Raw genomic sequence first — 18,481 nt, forward strand, 5'->3', positions numbered from 1 at the left:
AAGGACAACATTATTTTTGCAATTTGTCGTAAAGGAGCTGAGCCGCCGCTGTGGGAACACCGGCTTTTTTGATGTCCTCAAGGCTTGCTTCCTTCATTTTTTTAACGGAACCGAAATGCTTTAACAGCATTTTCTTTCTTTTCTCTCCGATACCCGGGATGTCGTCCAAAACGGATTGAAACGCGCTTTTTCCGCGGATTTGCCTGTGAAAACTGATTGCAAAACGGTGCACCTCGTCCTGAATGCGCTGCAGGAGGTAAAATTCCTGGCTGTTTCGTTCCAGATACACCACCTCCAGCGGATCACCGATCAGTAAATTTGAGGTTCTGTGTTTTTCATCTTTCGCTAAACCGGCGATCGGGATATCCAAGCCGAGTTCATTTTCAATGACATCCCTTGCTGCGTTGATCTGCCCTTTTCCTCCGTCAATGATAATCAGATCGGGCAGCGGCAGATTCTCACGAAGCACTCTCGTATAGCGTCTTCTGACAACCTCTCTCATAGAACCGTAATCATCCGGCCCTGTAACGGTTTTGATTTTATATTTGCGGTATTCCTTTTTGTATGGTTTGCCGTCGATAAACACAATCATCGCGGAAACCGGGTTTGTCCCCTGTATGTTTGAGTTATCAAACGCTTCAATTCTGTGCGGCGTATAAATATTTAATGCCTCACCTAGTTTCTGCACAGCCCCGATTGAACGCTCCTCGTCGCGTTCGATTAAAGAGAATTTTTCTTTCAATGCGATTTTCGCATTTTTATGGGCCAGCATGAGCAGTTCTTTTTTCGGGCCTTTTTTCGGCTGGTGAACGTTTGTTTCCAGCAGCTGCTCGATCATGGATTGATCTACGCTGTCCGGAACTAAAATCTCTTTCGGAAGGAAGTGGTTGTTTTTTGAATAAAACTGCCCGATGAACGTGAGGAACTCTTCATCTGCTTCCTGATAAAGCGGGAACATGCTGACATCGCGTTCAATGAGCTTCCCTTGGCGGATGAAAAAGACCTGCACGCACATCCAGCCCTTATCGTACGCGTACGCGAATACATCACGGTCGACTAGATCGTTCATCGTCATTTTTTGTTTTTCCATCGTTGATTCAATATGGGCAATTTGGTCACGAAGCTCTTTTGCTCGTTCAAACTCAAGATTCTCAGCAGCTTCATGCATTTTCTCTTCAAGCTCTTTTTTGACCTCATTATAGCCGCCCCTTAAGAAACGTGTAATGCTTTCAACCAGCTCTCTGTTCGTCTCTTCGGAAATATCCTTTACGCACGGAGCAAGACATTGGCCCAGATGATAATAAAGGCACACTCTGTCCGGGAGCTTGGAGCATTTTCTGAGAGGATACAGACGGTCGAGCAGTTTTTTTGTTTCCCTTGCTGCCTGTACATTCGGATAAGGCCCGAAATAGCGCCCTTTGTCTTTTTTGACATTGCGGGTGACAATCAGCCTTGGGTGGCGTTCATGGGTGAGTTTTATGAAAGGATAGGTTTTGTCGTCTTTGAGCATGACGTTGTATTTCGGATCATGCTTTTTGATCAGATTCATTTCTAAAATAAGCGCTTCAAGATTGGAGGACGTCACGATATATTCAAAATCCTCGATTTCCGTCACAAGCCTTTGGGTTTTCGCGTCGTGAGAACCGGTGAAGTAGGAGCGCACTCTGTTTTTCAGCACTTTTGCTTTCCCTACATAGATCACAGTCTGCTGCCGGTCCTTCATGAGATAACAACCCGGTTGATCGGGAAGGAGGGCGAGTTTTTCTTTCAGTTGTTTGTTCATATGTTACCCTTCCTTATGTTTAATCCTTTATATCCAGTTTAACACGAACGTTTGTTTTTCTCTATGGTTCACAATTGGCGAATAAAAAAAGCGATCCCTCAATCGGAATCGCTCTGGCATGTAAGCAGCGGAAAATTAAAGATGTTTGTTTACAAGCTCTTGAAGCGCTTCTTTTGGTTTGAAGCCGACTGAAGTTTCAACTACTTCGCCGTCTTTTAACACAAGAAGAGTCGGGATGCTCATAACGCCGTATTTTCCGGCAGTTTCTTGGTTTTCGTCTACATCAATTTTTACGATTTTCAGTTTGTCTCCCATTTCTTGATCCAATTCTTCAAGAACAGGTGCAATCATTTTACAAGGTCCGCACCAAGGAGCCCAGAAGTCTGCCAGTACGACGCCTTCGCTTGTTTCAGCTGAGAAAGATTGATCAGTTGCTTTTACGATAGCCATTATTGAATTCCTCCAATGTGAAATGATGATTTTTAGTATAGCATCTCCCATTCGTTCACGCTATTTTAATGCTTACAAATTATTTTTTCCTGATCACAGCCGGTTTACTCATTTTTATATGGTTGAATGGGATATGCTCTTTTTTTAAAACACAAATCTGATAATGGCCCCGATCACTACAATTGCCCCAATAATCATTAAAATGGTACGAAGCATAAGATCACATCTCCTCTTCACTGTCATGTACTTTACCATGCCCTGCCGGAGCTGTTTTAAAACCTGAAAAAGAGCGCCGGCATGAAGCTCCGGCGCTCTTGCGCGATTAAGAATCAGCACGCAGCGTAAGTAAGACGACTGACATTGGCGGGAGTTTTACTTTCAGTTTGTTTTTGCTGAGCGTGTATTGTCTGAAGGATTCCGGTTTGACATGATGAGGATCGTCAAACGTGTTATGCGCATTCATTTTTTCTGCCGTAAGAATGACTCCGGAATGGTCCGCTGCCTTGTGTAGGCCTCTCAGCTCGATTTCCGCCTCCGCTTTGTTTTGGTGATCGATGTTGCAAATAGTGATATTGATATCACCTTCAGCTTGTTTCGACGCTGAAATGCTGATTTGCGGAAGCGTTTCACCCTTCCATTCATAGTCGGCAGACATTGTCTCTGTTGCTAAAAGAGAAGCGTCCTGGTGCACCTTAAACATATTGAATACATGGTACGTCGGTGTCAAAAGCATCCGCTTGCCCTCAGTCAAAATCATCGCTTGTAGAACGTTTACTGTTTGGGCGATGTTGGCCATTTGCACCCGGCGGCAATGCTGATGGAAAATGTGGAAATGAGAAGCCGCCACCAGTGCATCACGAATGGTGTTTTGCTGATATAAGAAACCGGGATTCGTGCCTGGCTCGGGATCAAACCAAGTGCCCCATTCATCAATAATCAGCCCGACCCGCTGCTCCGGATCGTACCGGTCCATAATCGTGCCGTGTTTTTGAATCAATTCATCGATGTATTTGGCTTTTTTCATCGTAATAAACCACTCATCTTCCGTGAATTCTGTGGCTGATCCTTTGCCCTTCCAGAAATCCCCCGGAATCGTGTAATAATGAAGACTCAACCCGTCCATCAGGCCAGCGGCTTTTTTCATAAGCACGTCCGTCCAATTAAAATCATCCACATTTGCGCCGCCTGCAATTTTATAAATTTCATTCCCGCTGTAATTGCGGACATAAGTCTGAAAACGCCGGTACAGATCTGCGTAGTATTCGGGATGCATGTTGCCGCCGCAGCCCCAGTTTTCATTACCCACGCCGAAATATTTCAGCTTCCAAGGCTCTTCTCTTCCATTTTGTTTTCTCCAGTCTGACATCGGCGTGCCTTCTTCAAATGTCATATACTCAATCCACTCCGCCATTTCCTGAACGGTTCCGCTTCCGACATTGCCGCAAATATATGGCTCGCATTCAAGCAGCTCGCAAAGCATCATAAATTCATGCGTTCCGAATTCATTTGATTCAATTGTACCGCCCCAGTGAGTGTTCAGCATTGTCTTACGGTCACCGACACCGTTTGCCCAATGGTATTCGTCCGCAAAACACCCGCCCGGCCACCTGAGGACAGGAATGTGCAGCTGTTTGAGCGCCTCCAGCACGTCCTTTCGTATCCCGTTGATATTGGGGATGTCTGAGTCCGTTCCAACCCAGATCCCCTCATAAATCCCTCTTCCTAAATGCTCAGCAAAATGACCGTATATATTTTTGTTAATGGTTCCTTTTACGATATCTGTTTGAATCACTGCTTGATGTTCAGACATGCCTCTGATCATTCCTTTCATACGGATATGAAAAGCACCACAGTCAAATATGTGATCTGTCTTTTGCCTGAGGAGTCAGCATGAATGTAAGCGCTTTTAAAGTAACCATATTATATATGTTCGTACATGTCAACGACATTTTCTATTGTTTTTATATTTGTACGTATGTATTTATAAATATGAAAAAATCCCGAACTTTTAAAGTCCGGGATTTCCTTTATGAGTGTATATTCAATTGTTTGAATTCCTCAGTTAATAACGGGACAACTTCAAATAAATCACCGACGATGCCGTAATCCGCTATTTTAAAGATATCGGCTTCGGGGTCTTTATTGATGGCGACGATCACCTTGCTGTTTGACATGCCGGCCAAATGCTGGATGGCGCCGGAAATGCCGCATGCAATGTACAAATCCGGAGTGACGACTTTCCCGGTCTGCCCGATTTGGAGCGCGTAATCGCAATAATCAGCGTCACATGCCCCGCGAGAAGCCCCGACTGCGGCCCCTAGCACCTCTGCAAGCTCCTGCAGCGGCTGAAATCCTTCCTTGCTTTTGACTCCTCGGCCGCCCGCAACGATAATTTTCGCTTCGGAGAGATCAACACCGTCCGCCGTTTTTTTCACGACCTCTTGAATCACAGTGCGGAGGTCAGTAAGAGAGACATTCATGCTTTCGATGCTTCCCGATCTGCTGATGTCTTTTTCTGAAGCTTGAATGTTATTGGGGCGAATTGTTGCAAAGATCATCGGATCGGTTGAAATGACGCGTTCAAAAGCTTTCCCCGAGTAAATCGGGCGTGTGAACACAACATTCCCTCCGGTAACGCTTACATCTATAGCATCAGAAATTAAGCCTGTTTGCAGACGGGCAGCAAGCTTCGGTGAAAGATCCTTGCCCATTGCCGTATGCCCGAAGATGACTAAATCAGGATTTTCTTGCTCGATAACACCTCTCATGACCTGGCTGTACCCGTCTGCCGTGTATGTTTTCAGCTTCGGGTCCTCAGCGGTAAGAACTTTATCTGCTCCGTAATGAATAAGCTCTTGTGCAATGCTTTGTACATTTTCACCGATGAGAACACCGATGACTTCTCCATCTCCTGAAATGGTTCTTCCTGCAGCTATTGCTTCAAAGGTGACATTCCGCAATTCCCCATCGCGTATTTCTCCAAGCACGATCACTTTTTTTCCCATTCTAACATCCCCCTGTTTCTTTGAATGTCCAAGCTTTAAATGACTTTAGCTTCGCTGCGGAGCAATGAAACAAGCTCTTTTGCCTGTTCAGCAGGCTCACCTTGGAGAAGCTTCCCGGCTTCTTTTTTCGGCGGCAGAAAACGTTCAATGGTTTTCAGCTTTGGTTCAGCATCCTCTTCGTCCAGGTCAAGATCATCAAGTTCAAGCTCTTCAAGCGGCTTTTTCTTAGCCTTCATAATTCCCGGAAGCGATGGATAGCGCGGCTCGTTTAAGCCCTGCTGAGCTGTGACAAGCAATGGGAGCGTCGTTTTGATTTTTTCAACATCCCCTTCGACGTCCCTTTCTGCTTCTGCATCAGTGCCGTTGATTTCGAGTTTGGTGATCGTAGTGATACACGGAATGTCCAGTAGCTCGGCAAGCCGAGGCGCCACTTGTCCTGATCCTCCGTCAATGGCAACATTTCCGCCGAGAATCAAATCAAACTCCTGATCCTTCATATAGTGGTATAAAACTTGAGAAATGGAATATTGGTCGGGTTCTTCGAGATCATCTTCTATGTTGATTAAAACAGCTTGGTCACAACCCATGGCAAGCGCCGTACGCAATTCTTTCTCCGCTTCTTCACCGCCGACCGTGACGGCGGTGATCGTGCCGCCATGCTTTTCCTTCAGCTGGATGGCTTCTTCTATCGCGTACTCATCATATGGATTAATGATCCATTCAGCTCCGTCATCCTGAATCTTTCCTGTTTCAATGACGATTTTTTCTTCTGTGTCAAACGTCCGTTTCATCAGTACAAATAGATTCATGATCATATCCCCTTTTATTCGCCTTTGAACTGAGGCTTTCTTTTTTCGAGAAATGCCTGGATGCCTTCCTTGGCGTCCTCTGACTCAAATGCTTCCCCAAATCGCTTTGCTTCAAGCTTTAAGCTGCCTTCATAGGAATACACCTTGTTGGAATAAAGAAGTTCAAGCAAAGATGCCAGCGTTTGCGGGCTTTTCTCTGCAAACTTAGCGGCAAGTGCTTTTGCTTTTTCAATCACTTCTGCCTCATCTTTCGCTCCAATTGAGACAAGTCCGAGATCAAGCGCTTCTTTTCCGGATATTGGTTCTCCTGATCCGATGAGCTCTAATGCTTTGGCTGTACCGACATATCTCGGAAGGCGCTGTGTCCCCGCAAAACCTGGAATGATACCGAGATTAAGCTCCGGGAGCCCCAGCTTAGCATCTTCTGCTGCGATTCTGATATGACAGGCCATCGCAAGCTCCAGCCCGCCTCCGAGAGCAGCGCCGTGAATCGCTGCGATAATCGGTTTTGGAAAGCTTTCGATTCTCTCCATTAACTGCTGGCCGCGCTCAGCGAGCAATGAGGAATCCTCATTGCCTTTAAGCGATGTAAATTCTTTAATATCAGCGCCGGCTGAGAAAAATCTCCCCTCGCCGTGAATGATAATGCTTCGTACGCCTGCATCTGTCTCACATTGATCAAGACAGGAAGACAGCTCTTCTAATATCCGGCTGGAAAGCGCATTTGCCGGCGGATTGTGAATCGCCAAAACTGCCACAAATTGATCAACTGCCAGTGATATTGCATTCATAGGACAGAACTCCTTTACTTATTATGAATTCCGGACACCAATAATTCTAAAACGCTGTCTGAAAGCGCAGCGAGATCGTACTTTTGGTCATTCATCACCCAAGTTGTCACGGTTTCGTCAATCGTTCCAAAAATCATCTGCCGGGCGAGGCGGACGTCGAGGCCTTCTTTTAATTCGCCTGATTGTATACCTTCCGTCAAAATGCCATCCAAAATATTTAAGTAGCCTTTTAATATTTCGTTGATTTTTTGGCGCAGCTCCAAGTTGGATTGGCGGAGCTCAAGCTGCGTGACAATCGCGAGATTATGGTCACCCGCTAAAAGGGAAAAATGCTTTGAAATCACAAGCGCCAATTTCTCTTTCGCTGTTGCTTTTTCTTTAATGTCCTCTTCCATCCTCTCAATAAATTGACCCATTTTTTCTTTGAAAAGAGAAATTAAAATATCTTCTTTGTTTTTAAAATAGAGATAGATGGTGCCGTCCGCTACCCCGGCTTGTTTGGCAATTTTGGATACCTGTGACTGGTGGTAGCCGTTTTCTGCAATGACTTCTACTGCTGCATCAATAATCTGCATATACTTTGGCCGTTTTTGCTTCAATGTTCATCGTTCCTTCCTATAGAAATGAATGACTATTCATTCATAATTTTATGATAAGAAGGATTTTCAGGTTTGTCAAGTTTATTCATAGGCGTTCTCTTTTTTTATTTGATATGATGATTTTCGGTTTCTTCTTCAAGTAAACGCCTTCTTAAAATTTTTCCCACCGCCGTTTTCGGCAACTCCTTTCTGAAGTCATAGGCTTTGGGCACCTTATAGGGAGCTAGACGTGATCTCGCAAAAGTGTCTAGTTCTTCTGCATCGGCTTTTGCGCCTTTCTTTAATACGACAAATGCTTTTACTGTTTCTCCCCTGTAGGAATCGGGAACGCCTGCGACAACAATTTCCTGGATGGCTTCATGTTCATAAAGCGCTTCTTCTACCTCACGCGGGTAAATATTGTAACCGCCGGCAATGATGATATCCTTCTTCCTGTCAGCAATATAGAAGAAGCCTTCTTCATCCATATAGCCCATGTCCCCGGTGAACAGCCAGCCATCTCTCAGCACAGCGGCGGTTTCCTCTGGTTTATTCCAGTATCCTTTCATGACTTGCGGACCTTTTACAATGATTTCTCCATGCTCATACGGAGCGGCAAGCTCACCCGTCTCTTCAGAATAGATCGCGGCGTCCGTACTCGGCCAAGGACAGCCGATACTGCCCGGCTTGTTTTTTCCCCAGATAAAATTGGCGTGCGTCACTGGGGATGCCTCAGACAAACCATAGCCTTCCACAAGCTTTCCGCCAGTCACCTTTTCAAATTTCTGCTTTACCTCCACGGGGAGCGCGGCTGATCCGCTAAGACAGCTTTTAATGGATGACAGATCATAATGCTGCAATTCGGGGTGATGCAAAAGGCCAATGTAAATTGTCGGTGCGCCAGGAAAGAGCGTCGGTTTGTGTTTGTCGATGATTTTAAGTGTTTCGAGCGGATCAAACTTAGGAAGAAGAATCATTTCGAAGCCTAGTTTAATCGAATAGTTCATGACTGCCGTCAGTCCGTAGACATGAAAAAACGGGACGATGCCCAGCACTTTTTCAGCGCCTTCTTTCACGTCATACATCCAAGCGGCGCACATTTCAGTATTTGCCAAAATATTTTGGTGCGTGAGCATGACCCCTTTTGGAGCTCCGGTTGTTCCTCCGGTATACTGGAGGACAGCGATATCATGCTCAGGATCGATCTTCGGGATTGTCAGGAGTTCAGTTTTTTCCTGCTTCATACTGGAAGCGAACGTGTGAATGTTAGCTGTTTTTTCAAAGTCGATATGCACTTTTTGTTTTTGCGTCAGCGGGTAAAGAATATTCTTCGGAAAAGGCAAATAGTCTTTTACGCTGGTTATCAAAATCTGGTCGACTATTGATAACGTTTTCATTTTTATTGCCTTCGGAAAAAGCAAATCTAAGGTGATGATTACACTTACCTGAGCATCTCTAAGCTGGTATTCAAGCTCATGCTCGGTATAAAGCGGATTCGTCTGCACCACGATGCCACCGGCAAACAAGACGCCATAATAAGAAATCACTGTTTGCGGGCAATTGGGCAGCATAACAGCCACTCTGTCTCCTTTTTGCAGGCCATTGCACTGCAAAAAAGCTGCAAGTTTAAGAGCATCCGTCAGAATGTCATGAAAGGTGAGTTTTTTTCCATAAAACGATATTGCGGTTTTATCAGGGAATCGTGCGGCGGAGTCTGTCAGGATGGATTGCAGGGTTTTATTCGGCAACGGGAGCTCATGCGGGATATCGTTGGGATACTCGGCAAGCCACGGCTTTTGAGACTGCATAAAACCTCCCCCTTTCGATTTTAGAGTTCCACCTTATCATTATAGCAGATGGACGGCAAAAAAAAGAAAAAGAAAGGTAAATCTTTCTTTTTCTCATAATATGAACAGATATATAAGACCAATTAACAAAAAGATTCCCGCCGCGGCGAGCAGTACTTTTGCAAGCTTTTCCATTTATTCTCCGTCCCCTTATATTCCGGCTGCCACCACAAATGAAAGCCCGACAGAAATGACAAATGAAATAAAGCCGACAGCCCGGTTATCATTTTCGATTTCCTGATCAATTTTAAACCGCGGAGTCAAAAACTCAAAAATAAAGTAGCTGATCAGAAGCATAACAAACCCGTAAACGCCCCAGCCGATCATTTGCAGCAGCGAATTATGCTGGGAGATGGAATGCTGAAATACGTTTGCGATCCCCAAAATTTTTCCGCCGGTCGCCATTGCCACCGCAAGATTTCCTTTTTGAATCTCTTCCCAGTTTTTATAAGCCGTCACCAGCTCAAACACAGTCAAAAAGAGGACGAGGCAGAGAACCGCGACACTGTAATATGCCGCGATTTCCACAAGCTCGTTTTCCCAAAAATCACTCATGGCCATACTCCCTTTTATTTTAGTTCAACAACCGTAACGCCTGATCCTCCCTCACCTGCTTCACCGAAACGGGAACTTTTGACGCTGCGGTGGTTTTTCAGAAGATCCTGTACGCCTTTTCTTAAAGCGCCGGTTCCTTTTCCGTGGATGATTGACACTCTTGGATATCCGGCTAACACCGCATCATCCAAGTATTTTTCAACCCGGCTGAGGGCACTTTCATAGCGTTCGCCGCGGAGATCAAGTTCAAGCGATACGTGATAGTCCTTTCCCTTGACCGCTGTAATGATTTTTTCTTTTTTTGGCTCCGGAGCTGATTTGATAAACTCCAGATCTTTTTCTTTTACTTTCATCTTTAAAATACCGATTTGAACGTTCCATTCATTGCCGCCTGTTTTTTCGAGCAATGTTCCTTTTTGCCCGAAAGTGAGGACTTTCACCTCGTCGCCAGGCTTAAAGTCGCGTTTTTGCGCTTTCGGCTTTTCCGGTTTCTTGGACTTTTCAAAAGCCGGCATAGCGCCTTCTAACCGTTTCTTCGCGTTAATCAGCTCGTGATCCTTGAAGGATTTGTGTTCTTCTTTTATGGTGCGCAATTCATGAATAATGTCCTCGGCTTCTTTCATTGCCGCTTTTACTTTTTCAGCAGCCTGCTGTTCTGCCTCTTCAAGCATTTTGTCTTTTTTGCTGTTAAGCTCGATGATTTGCTGCTGCAGCTCTTTATGCAGTTTTTCCGCTTCTTTTCTGATTGATTCTGTCTCAGAAAGCTCTTCTTCCGCACGTTTTTTGCTTTGTTCCAGCGACGCAATCATCGTATCGACTTCGTTATGCTCGGCCGTCATTTCTGATTTCGCCTGCCCGATGATATGGTCTGGGAGCCCGAGGCGTTTTGAAATTTCGAAAGCATTGCTTCGACCCGGCACACCAATTAAAAGTTTATAGGTCGGTGACAGCGTTTCGATGTCAAATTCAACGCTGGCATTCATGACGCCTTCTCTGTTATAGCCGTACGCCTTCAATTCCGGATAATGCGTCGTAGCTAACACTCGTGCATTGGTGCGATGCACGTCATCCAAGATGCTCATGGCGAGGGCCGCCCCCTCCTGTGGGTCTGTCCCTGCACCAAGTTCATCAAAAAGCACAAGGCTGTTTTCATTGACCTGTTCTAAAATGCCGACAATGTTCACCATATGGGATGAGAACGTACTTAAACTTTGCTCAATCGACTGTTCATCACCGATATCAGCGAATACGTGCTCAAATACTGCCGCTTCTGACCCTTCATCTGCCGGGATATGAAGACCTGACTGCGCCATTAAGGTTAGCAGGCCTAACGTTTTAAGGGTGACTGTTTTCCCCCCGGTGTTTGGCCCTGTGATGACAATGGTTGAAAAATCGCGGCCAAGCTCGATGTCATTGGCAACAACCTGATCAGGCGGAAGCAATGGATGGCGGGCTTTTTTCAAACGGATAAAGCCGGTGTCGTTCATAATCGGTTTTGTCGCTTTAACCGCTTTTGCATATCTAGCTTTTGCAAAAATAAAGTCAAGCGTCTGCAGCACTTGCAAATCTAGAAATAGCTCCTCTGTATACTCTGCCGTTTTCTCTGTCAGCACACGCAAAATCCGTTCAATTTCTTGCTTTTCTTTCACTTTCGCCTGCTGAAGGGAATTGTTCATATCTACAATCGCCTGCGGTTCAATGAATAGTGTCGCACCAGAGGATGAGGTGTCGTGCACAATTCCTCCATAGCTGGATCTGTACTCCTGTTTGACCGGGATCACAAAGCGGTCATTCCGAATCGTAACAATCGTATCAGACAGCATTTTCGATGCGGAAGAGGAACGCAGCATCGACTCTAACCGGTCTCTGACTCTTGATTCGAGTGTTCTGAGCTGTGTGCGGATTCCTCTTAATGTTTCCGATGCATGATCAAGCACTTCTCCGTGATCATCGATGCAGGAATTAATGTCCCGCTCTAAATCGGACAGCGTGATAAGCTGTTCAGCATGCTGATGGATCAGCGGAATGTCGACACCGTCTTCAGCCATTTGGGTGATAAAATGTTTCATTTGTTTAACTGCATAAAGCAGGCCTGAGATTTCAGTGAATTCAGAAGGACTGAGAACGCTGCCGATTTCCGCCCGTCTTAACGCTCCTCTGATATCTACAAGGCCGCCAAATGGCGCTTGGCCTCTCAGCCGGATAATGTCAGAAGCTTCGTCTACTTCATCCAGCTGTTTTTTGATTTCGTCTATAGAAGCAGAAGGCTTAAGCTCGAGAAGCATTTCTTTTCCGAGCGATGAAGCGGCATGCCCAATAACCTGTTCTTTCACTTTATGAAATTCAAGAGCTGATAATACTTTTTGCTGCACGATTGTGTGAGCCTCCTTACTTAATCGTTGCGCTTCAGAAATGCCTCTACGTCTTTAAGCGACCGGGCATTCAGAACGTTTTTCGTTTCCGTCCATCCTTTGCGCGCGGCAGTAACGCCAGTTTTCATATCGTCTAACATCTCAATATTATGGGCATCAGTATTAATCACCAATGTAACCCCTTGTTCGTTTGCTTTCATTAAATGCTCTGTGCGCAGATCAAGGCGCGCAGGGTTGGCGTTGAGTTCAAGCGCCGTATTTGTTTTCCTCGCAAGCTCAATCAGCTGATCAATATCGATTTCGTAACCGGCCCGTCTGCCGATAAGGCGCCCGGTCGGGTGTGCGATAATGTCAACATGCTTGTTTGTCAGTGCCGTCTCAAGCCGTTTCATAATCACGTGTTCCGGCTGATTAAAACTGGAATGAATCGATGCAATAACGATATCCATTTCCGCAAGCACATCGTCATCATAATCGAGCGTACCGTCAGGCAGGATATCCATCTCAACGCCTTTCAAAATACGGAAGTTTTCGAACTCTGCATTTAGCGCGTCAATTTCTTTTGCCTGCTGCTTAAGTCTTTCTGCAGTAAGGCCGTTGGCGACCTTTAAATATTGTGAATGATCGGTGATCGCCATGTATTGATAGCCTTTTTTGATGCAGGCTTCAGCCATCTCTCTGATCGAAAATGCGCCATCGCTCCACGTTGAGTGCATGTGGAGATCACCTTTGATTTGCCCGAGCTCTATCAGTTCAATGCTGTCGCTGTAGGTTTCCACTTCCTGTCCGCTTTCACGAATTTCCGGCGGAATCAGCGGCAGGCCGAAGTGCGCATAAAATTCACGTTCACTCGGAAATGTTTTGATCTCTCCGGTTTCAACTGTCTCAACGCCGTATTCACTGATCCGCTCGCCGCGTTCTTTGGCGATTTGGCGCATCTTAATATTGTGATCCTTTGATCCCGTAAAATGATGGAGTGTTGTCGGAAACTGCTCCTCCGTCACAAGACGGAAATCGACGCTTGTTTCATATTCAAAGGAAAGGATGACGGACACCTTCGTATCTCCGCTTGCGATCACGCTTTTGATGTTTGGCAGCTCAAGAAGCTGCTCTCTTACTTCAGCCGGCTGATCTGTAGCAATGATATAATCCAGATCCTTCACCGTTTCCCGCGCTCTGCGGAGACTTCCGGCACGAGAAAATTTGATGATATGCGTAAATTGAGAAAGATGCTCCTCAATTTCCCGCGCGATCCGGAGGGCGTATCCGATCGGGAACCGTTCAGGCTGTTTTCCGGCTTCCCCGAGCGCCTGTAATATTTTTTCTTCCGATTTTTTGCCGAAGCCTGCAAGACCCTGGACCTTTTGCTGCTCACAGGCTTCCTTCAGAGATTCTGCATCATGTACGCCGAGCTCTTTATACAGCTTTGCGATTTTTTTGCCGCCGAGCCCTGGCAGCTTCAATAAAGGCACGAGTCCTTCCGGCACTTCTTTCTGCAGCGATTCGAGCGTGCTTGACTTTCCTTCATCTATATACTCTTTAATGACGCTGTACGTTCCTTTTCCAATTCCGGACAGCGACATCATATCGTCAATTTCTGATAAGCTTCGGTCGTCCTGTTCCAGGGCTGCCGCCGCTTTTCGGAAGGCAGATACTTTAAACGGGTTGTCCCCTTTTAGTTCCATATAGACTGCAATGGTTTCAAGCAGCCGGATAATATCTTTTTTATGCATATCATAACCCCCAGACGTTCACATATGTTTCCATCATACTTGAAAAAAACTTCTCCGGACAAGAGAAGTTTTTTTATGCCCCGTACTGTGTCCACAGCTCTTGTAGGAGCCCTGACAAGTATGGTGTATGGTTAATGATCACATTTGCGAGAGACGATTGCCCCATCATTTGCTGCAGTGCATCTATCGGAAGAACGGATGCGACATACAGCAGCACAAATGTAAATAAATAGACTTCTAGAAAACCGAGAACGGCGCCCAGCATCTGGTTAATTTGTTTAATCACCGGAATGCCGGCTACAATACTCAGGAACGAGCCGATGATTCTCAGTAAGATTTTAGCAATGATAAATAAAACGATAAACGCAATCGCATTATAGTACGCTGCTTCCAAATTCCCCGTAAAAAAAGAAAGAGCCGGCTGTCCCGCTGAAAAATCGGGTGCGGGAATCCAATGTAAATGCGGTGCCACGTTTTTATAGAATAAAGCCGCAAAGGCAATTGATAAAATAAAGCTCGTCAAGCGGATAAACTGCAGGATAAAACCGCGTTTTAACCCCAGTAAAGTCCCCATCAGGAGCAAGATTAAGATGATGATATCTAGCATAGTTGTTCAATCCTTTTCTTTAAGCTGACGCTCCAGTTTTTCACATTTCTCTTGTAATTTGACATAATCGTGCACCACATTTACCGCTGTCAGCACTGCAAGTTTATTTATATCAAGGTATGGATTTTTTTCATTGATTTCTCTCATTTTATCATCAACAATTCCGGCGACATACCTCATATGGGCTCTGCTTTCTTCACCGACAATCGTGAAGTGCTGGCCGTAAATGTCAACGGTTGTTTTTGTTTTTTTGCCGTCAGACAACGTTTCTCCTCCATTCCGCGAGAATCCTAGTTCTTATCATAACACGTTTATTAAATGAATGGAAAGACGAGCCTCCCGCTGTTATGATACACTGGTATATACAGTGAAAAGTGTAAAAAAAGGAGATTATTACGTGTCCCATTCAGTGATAAAAGTATCGTTGTCTGCTATTGACCAAATGAAAATGACGTACAGCGGTTCGCTTACAGCCTCTGTTCCGCAGGGAGCCGTTTTTCAGGCGAAACCGCCCGGCTGTACCATTACAGCATATAAATCAGGCAAGGTCTTGTTTCAAGGCAAAAACGCTGCGGCAGAATCCGCGCGCTGGGGAACAGCAGAGCCTCAGGAAAAGAAGAAAACGGCCAAAAAGCCGGCTGATCCCCGCTATGCCCCTCCGGCAGATATCGCCGGAATGTCTGTTATCGGTTCTGACGAAGTCGGAACCGGAGATTACTTTGGCCCAATGACGGTTGTATGTGCGTACGTCGACAAAACCATGCTTCCTTTAATGAAGGAACTCGGTGTTAAGGATTCTAAAGATTTAAAAAATCCGCAAATCATCGAGATTGCCCGAAACCTGATCAAAACCATTCCATATAGCCTGCTGGTTTTAAAGAATGAAAAGTATAACAGCATGCAGGAAAAAGGCATGAGCCAAGGGAAAATGAAAGCTTTGCTGCACAATCAGGCGATCACCCATTTATTAAGAAAATTGGATGGAGTAAAGCCTGAAGCCATTTTGATTGACCAATTCGCTGAGCCAGGCGTCTACTTCAATCATTTAAAGGGCAGAGACATTGTGAAGGAGCGGACCTATTTTAGCACAAAAGCTGAAGGCATTCACCTGGCTGTCGCCGCTGCTTCAATCATTGCAAGATATTCGTTTTTAATGGAAATGGATAAACTATCACGCGAGGCAGGAATGACGCTTCCAAAAGGGGCCGGTCCTCACGTCGATGAAGCGGCCGCCAAGCTGATCCTCAAAAAAGGGGCATCTGCACTCAGAACCTTTACAAAACTCCATTTCGCCAATACGCAAAAAGCGCAGCGCCTTGCTGATAAAAAACGTTCATAGAAAAAAGCTTGCAGATTTCTCTGCAAGCTTTTTTCATCTTTTCAGCGTGATTGAAAACCCTTGAAGTCTAGGAAAGGCGAGCATTGGAGCACAGCGAATGTTCTAATGCGTGAGCACCAACGCGCAGACCTGACAACGAATGCGGGGGTTTGCCGACACGCTGAGCCTGCATTTCTCTGCAAGCTTTTTTATCAGCCTCTTAAAACAGCTTGATATGTGTCTTCCAACGCTTTCAGCACTTTGCTGTGCGCCTTTGTCACTTCTTCTTCAGTCAGTGTTTGTTCAGGATTGACATACTGGAGTGAGAAAGCGACTGACTTCTTGCCTTCCTCCATATGCTCTCCTTCGTATACGTCAAATACGGTTACCTCTTTCAGAAGCTTGCCCCCGGCCTCTTTAATGACGCTCTCGAGCTGTCCGCTTGTGACGGTTTTATCTGTTACAAGAGCGATATCACGTGTCACAGACGGATATTTTGGAATCGCCTTGTAAACAAGCGGTGCTGTTTCTGCTGCGAGCAACGCATGAAGATCGAGCTCAAATACGTATGTTTCCTTTATATCCAGTTCTTTTTCCAATGAAGGGTGGACTTGGCCGATGAAGCCGATCAGAGAACCATTCAATAAAATGTTCGCTGTTCTGCCCGGATGCAGCTGTTTGCGTTCAGACTGTACAAATTCAATGCTGTCTAGGACGTTGAGTTTGTCTAACAGCCCTTCCACAATTCCTTTGACAACAAAGAAATCAACTGGTTTCTTTTCACCCTGCCATAGCTGCTTGCGCCATAATCCGGTAACAGCTCCTGCTACGCGCTCTGTTTCAACAGGTTTTGTGTCCTCTTCCTTCGTTAGGAAAACGGAGCCAACTTCGTACAGTGCAACTGAGTCAGTCTGCCTCGCAAGGTTGTAAGAAACAGAATCAAGCAGATTCGGAACAAGACTGTGTCTGAGAATGCTTCTTTCTTCACTCATTGGAAGCGCAAGCACAGTATTCAGTGATTTTTCAATCGCAAACGCTGCCGCTTTCTTCTCGTTTGTCAGTGAGTAAGTGATGGCCTGTGATAAGCCTGCGCCTTCAAGGAAGCGTCTGACTTTACGGCGTTTTGCCTGATATGGCGTTAATCCGCCTGTAGTTCCCGCTGTCTCAGGAAGCGTAGACGGAATGTTATCGTAGCCGTACAGTCTTGCCGCTTCTTCAATTAAATCCTCTTCTATTGTAATGTCGCCGCGGCGTGATGGGACAGTCACAACGAGAAGTTCATCCGCTTCACCGACCGTAAAACCGAGACGTTTATAAATGCTGATCAGTTCTTCTTTACTGATCGTCAGGCCTAGAACGCTGCTCACTTTGTTAGCAGATACGTGAATGTTATTTGCTTCGATTGTCAGGTGATCTTCCTCAACTGTTCCAGCAAGCACCTCACCGCCGGCATACAGATGGATCAGCTGCGCAGCCCGTTCTGCTGCAAGACGTACGCGCGCCGGATCAATTCCTTTTTCAAATCTTACGCTTGATTCACTTCTCAAACCAAGGTCTTTGGAAGCCTTGCGAACCGTCTGCCCGTTGAAATACGCAGCCTCAAGCAAAATCGTTTTCGTATCTTCCTGAACCTCTGACTCTGCTCCTCCCATGACACCCGCAACGGCCTGCGCTTTCATTCCGTTTGTAATGACAAGGTGATCGGCGGACAGCTTACGTTCTTGATCATCAAGAGTGACGATCATTTCATTCTCAGCTGCTTTTCTTACTACGACTTCCTTAGAGCCAAATCTGTCATAATCAAACGCATGAAGCGGCTGTCCGTATTCCAACAGGACAAAATTTGTGATGTCAACGACGTTGTTGTGCGGACGAATGCCTGCATTCATCAGCTTTGTCTGCATCCAAAGCGGTGACGGAGCAATCGTGACATTTTTAATGATTTTTGCAGTGTACAGCGGGTTCGCTTCTTGATCTTCAATTTTGACTGAAATGTAATCAGACGCTTGTTCTGAAGCAGCCGGGTAATCCGTTTGCGGAAGCTTTACCTCAGTGTCTAAAATCGCGGCAACCTCGTAAGCAACACCAAGCATGTTCATGGCATCCGCGCGGTTTGGCGTTAAACCCAGCTCAAGAATCGCATCGTCAAGCTGTAAAGCCGCTAAGGCATCGCTTCCTGTTTCAGCGTCATTAGGGAATACGAAAATGCCTTCTGCATACTCCTTCGCCACAAGTTTGCTTTCGATACCAAGCTCCTGTAAGGAACAGATCATGCCATTTGATTCTTCACCGCGAAGCTTGGCTTTTTTGATTTTGAAATTGCCCGGCAGCACCGCTCCGACTGTTGCAACTGCGACTTTTTGTCCCTTATCCACATTCGGCGCGCCGCAAATGATTTGTACAGGGGCTTCAGCTCCGATATCCACAAGGCACTTATTCAGCTTATCAGCATTCGGGTGCTGCTCGCGCTCCAGCACATGGCCGATGACAACGCCTTTGATGCCTTCTCCTTTGTATTCAATTCCTTCAACCTCAATACCGGCTCTTGTAATTTTTTCAGCAAGAACAGCCGGGTCCATGCCTTTTAAATCAACATAATCCTCTAACCATTTATAAGAAACAAACATCCTTGC

15 protein-coding genes are annotated in these 18,481 nt (G+C 45.7%); 1 reads left to right on the forward strand and 14 read right to left on the reverse strand.

Annotated features, from left to right (window positions below):
- Positions 1 to 10: 10 nt before the first annotated feature.
- From uvrC to zapA, 13 genes are all read right to left on the reverse strand, one after another.
- Positions 11 to 1,783 (reverse strand): excinuclease ABC subunit UvrC, encoded by a 1,773-nt coding sequence (uvrC, locus tag CW370_RS14590; RefSeq protein WP_017696677.1) that lies wholly within the window; start codon positions 1,781 to 1,783, stop codon positions 11 to 13.
- Positions 1,784 to 1,918: 135 nt separating this feature from the next.
- Positions 1,919 to 2,233, reverse strand: a complete 315-nt coding sequence (gene trxA / locus CW370_RS14595; RefSeq protein WP_003222500.1) for a thioredoxin — start codon at positions 2,231 to 2,233, stop codon at positions 1,919 to 1,921.
- 322 nt (positions 2,234 to 2,555) lie between these two features.
- Positions 2,556 to 4,043 carry an alpha-L-arabinofuranosidase AbfB gene (abfB, locus tag CW370_RS14605; RefSeq protein ID WP_029946060.1) on the reverse strand — a complete coding sequence of 496 codons (1,488 nt, stop codon included), beginning with the start codon at positions 4,041 to 4,043 and terminating at the stop codon, positions 2,556 to 2,558.
- A gap of 217 nt (positions 4,044 to 4,260) precedes the next feature.
- Positions 4,261 to 5,238, reverse strand: a complete 978-nt coding sequence (gene etfA / locus CW370_RS14610; protein ID WP_024573020.1) for an electron transfer flavoprotein subunit alpha — start codon at positions 5,236 to 5,238, stop codon at positions 4,261 to 4,263.
- Between the two features lie 35 nt (positions 5,239 to 5,273).
- Entirely contained in the window at positions 5,274 to 6,047 is a 774-nt protein-coding gene (gene etfB, locus CW370_RS14615) for an electron transfer flavoprotein subunit beta (RefSeq protein WP_014480500.1), read from the reverse strand.
- 14 nt (positions 6,048 to 6,061) lie between these two features.
- Entirely contained in the window at positions 6,062 to 6,838 is a 777-nt protein-coding gene (locus tag CW370_RS14620; RefSeq protein WP_024573019.1) for an enoyl-CoA hydratase, read from the reverse strand.
- Positions 6,839 to 6,852: 14 nt separating this feature from the next.
- Complete coding sequence (fadR, locus tag CW370_RS14625) at positions 6,853 to 7,437, reverse strand: fatty acid metabolism transcriptional regulator FadR (protein WP_014477593.1); 585 nt, start codon at positions 7,435 to 7,437, stop codon at positions 6,853 to 6,855.
- A gap of 104 nt (positions 7,438 to 7,541) precedes the next feature.
- A complete protein-coding gene (gene lcfA / locus CW370_RS14630) occupies positions 7,542 to 9,224 on the reverse strand; it encodes a long-chain-fatty-acid--CoA ligase LcfA (protein ID WP_101169775.1) in 1,683 nt (560 codons plus the stop codon).
- A gap of 189 nt (positions 9,225 to 9,413) precedes the next feature.
- On the reverse strand, positions 9,414 to 9,818 hold the full coding sequence (locus tag CW370_RS14635; protein WP_003237674.1) for a DUF350 domain-containing protein: 405 nt from the start codon (positions 9,816 to 9,818) through the stop codon (positions 9,414 to 9,416).
- A gap of 14 nt (positions 9,819 to 9,832) precedes the next feature.
- A complete protein-coding gene (locus tag CW370_RS14640; protein WP_024571822.1) occupies positions 9,833 to 12,190 on the reverse strand; it encodes an endonuclease MutS2 in 2,358 nt (785 codons plus the stop codon).
- A 20-nt stretch (positions 12,191 to 12,210) separates the two neighbouring features.
- A complete protein-coding gene (polX, locus tag CW370_RS14645; protein ID WP_029946063.1) occupies positions 12,211 to 13,923 on the reverse strand; it encodes a DNA polymerase/3'-5' exonuclease PolX in 1,713 nt (570 codons plus the stop codon).
- A gap of 73 nt (positions 13,924 to 13,996) precedes the next feature.
- Positions 13,997 to 14,530: a CvpA family protein gene (locus tag CW370_RS14650; RefSeq protein WP_014477597.1), complete on the reverse strand. Its 534-nt coding sequence runs from the start codon at positions 14,528 to 14,530 to the stop codon at positions 13,997 to 13,999.
- Positions 14,531 to 14,536: 6 nt separating this feature from the next.
- A complete protein-coding gene (gene zapA, locus CW370_RS14655; RefSeq protein ID WP_003229534.1) occupies positions 14,537 to 14,794 on the reverse strand; it encodes a cell division protein ZapA in 258 nt (85 codons plus the stop codon).
- A 133-nt stretch (positions 14,795 to 14,927) separates the two neighbouring features.
- On the opposite strand from zapA, the gene rnhC reads away from it, so the two are divergent.
- Positions 14,928 to 15,869 (forward strand): ribonuclease HIII, encoded by a 942-nt coding sequence (rnhC, locus tag CW370_RS14660; protein ID WP_101169776.1) that lies wholly within the window; start codon positions 14,928 to 14,930, stop codon positions 15,867 to 15,869.
- Between the two features lie 191 nt (positions 15,870 to 16,060).
- Here rnhC and pheT read toward each other — a convergent pair whose 3' ends face one another.
- Positions 16,061 to 18,475, reverse strand: a complete 2,415-nt coding sequence (gene pheT / locus CW370_RS14665; protein ID WP_101169777.1) for a phenylalanine--tRNA ligase subunit beta — start codon at positions 18,473 to 18,475, stop codon at positions 16,061 to 16,063.
- Positions 18,476 to 18,481: the final 6 nt, after the last annotated feature.

Source organism: Bacillus sp. SN32 (assembly GCF_002837495.1).
In the GTDB taxonomy this organism is placed as follows: Bacteria; Bacillota; Bacilli; order Bacillales; family Bacillaceae; genus Bacillus; species Bacillus subtilis.

Excerpts from the sequence above, each read along its gene's own strand:
- CW370_RS14620 (WP_024573019.1), bottom strand. The coding sequence starts at position 6,838 with ATGAATGCAATATCACTGGCAGTTGATCAATTTGTGGCAGTTTTGGCG.
- pheT (WP_101169777.1), bottom strand. The coding sequence starts at position 18,475 with ATGTTTGTTTCTTATAAATGGTTAGAGGATTATGTTGATTTAAAAGGC.
- CW370_RS14635 (WP_003237674.1), bottom strand. The coding sequence starts at position 9,818 with ATGAGTGATTTTTGGGAAAACGAGCTTGTGGAAATCGCGGCATATTAC.
- etfB (WP_014480500.1), bottom strand. The coding sequence starts at position 6,047 with ATGAATCTATTTGTACTGATGAAACGGACGTTTGACACAGAAGAAAAA.
- lcfA (WP_101169775.1), bottom strand. The coding sequence starts at position 9,224 with ATGCAGTCTCAAAAGCCGTGGCTTGCCGAGTATCCCAACGATATCCCG.
- abfB (WP_029946060.1), bottom strand. The coding sequence starts at position 4,043 with ATGTCTGAACATCAAGCAGTGATTCAAACAGATATCGTAAAAGGAACC.
- polX (WP_029946063.1), bottom strand. The coding sequence starts at position 13,923 with ATGCATAAAAAAGATATTATCCGGCTGCTTGAAACCATTGCAGTCTAT.
- CW370_RS14650 (WP_014477597.1), bottom strand. The coding sequence starts at position 14,530 with ATGCTAGATATCATCATCTTAATCTTGCTCCTGATGGGGACTTTACTG.
- etfA (WP_024573020.1), bottom strand. The coding sequence starts at position 5,238 with ATGGGAAAAAAAGTGATCGTGCTTGGAGAAATACGCGATGGGGAATTG.
- trxA (WP_003222500.1), bottom strand. The coding sequence starts at position 2,233 with ATGGCTATCGTAAAAGCAACTGATCAATCTTTCTCAGCTGAAACAAGC.
- uvrC (WP_017696677.1), bottom strand. The coding sequence starts at position 1,783 with ATGAACAAACAACTGAAAGAAAAACTCGCCCTCCTTCCCGATCAACCG.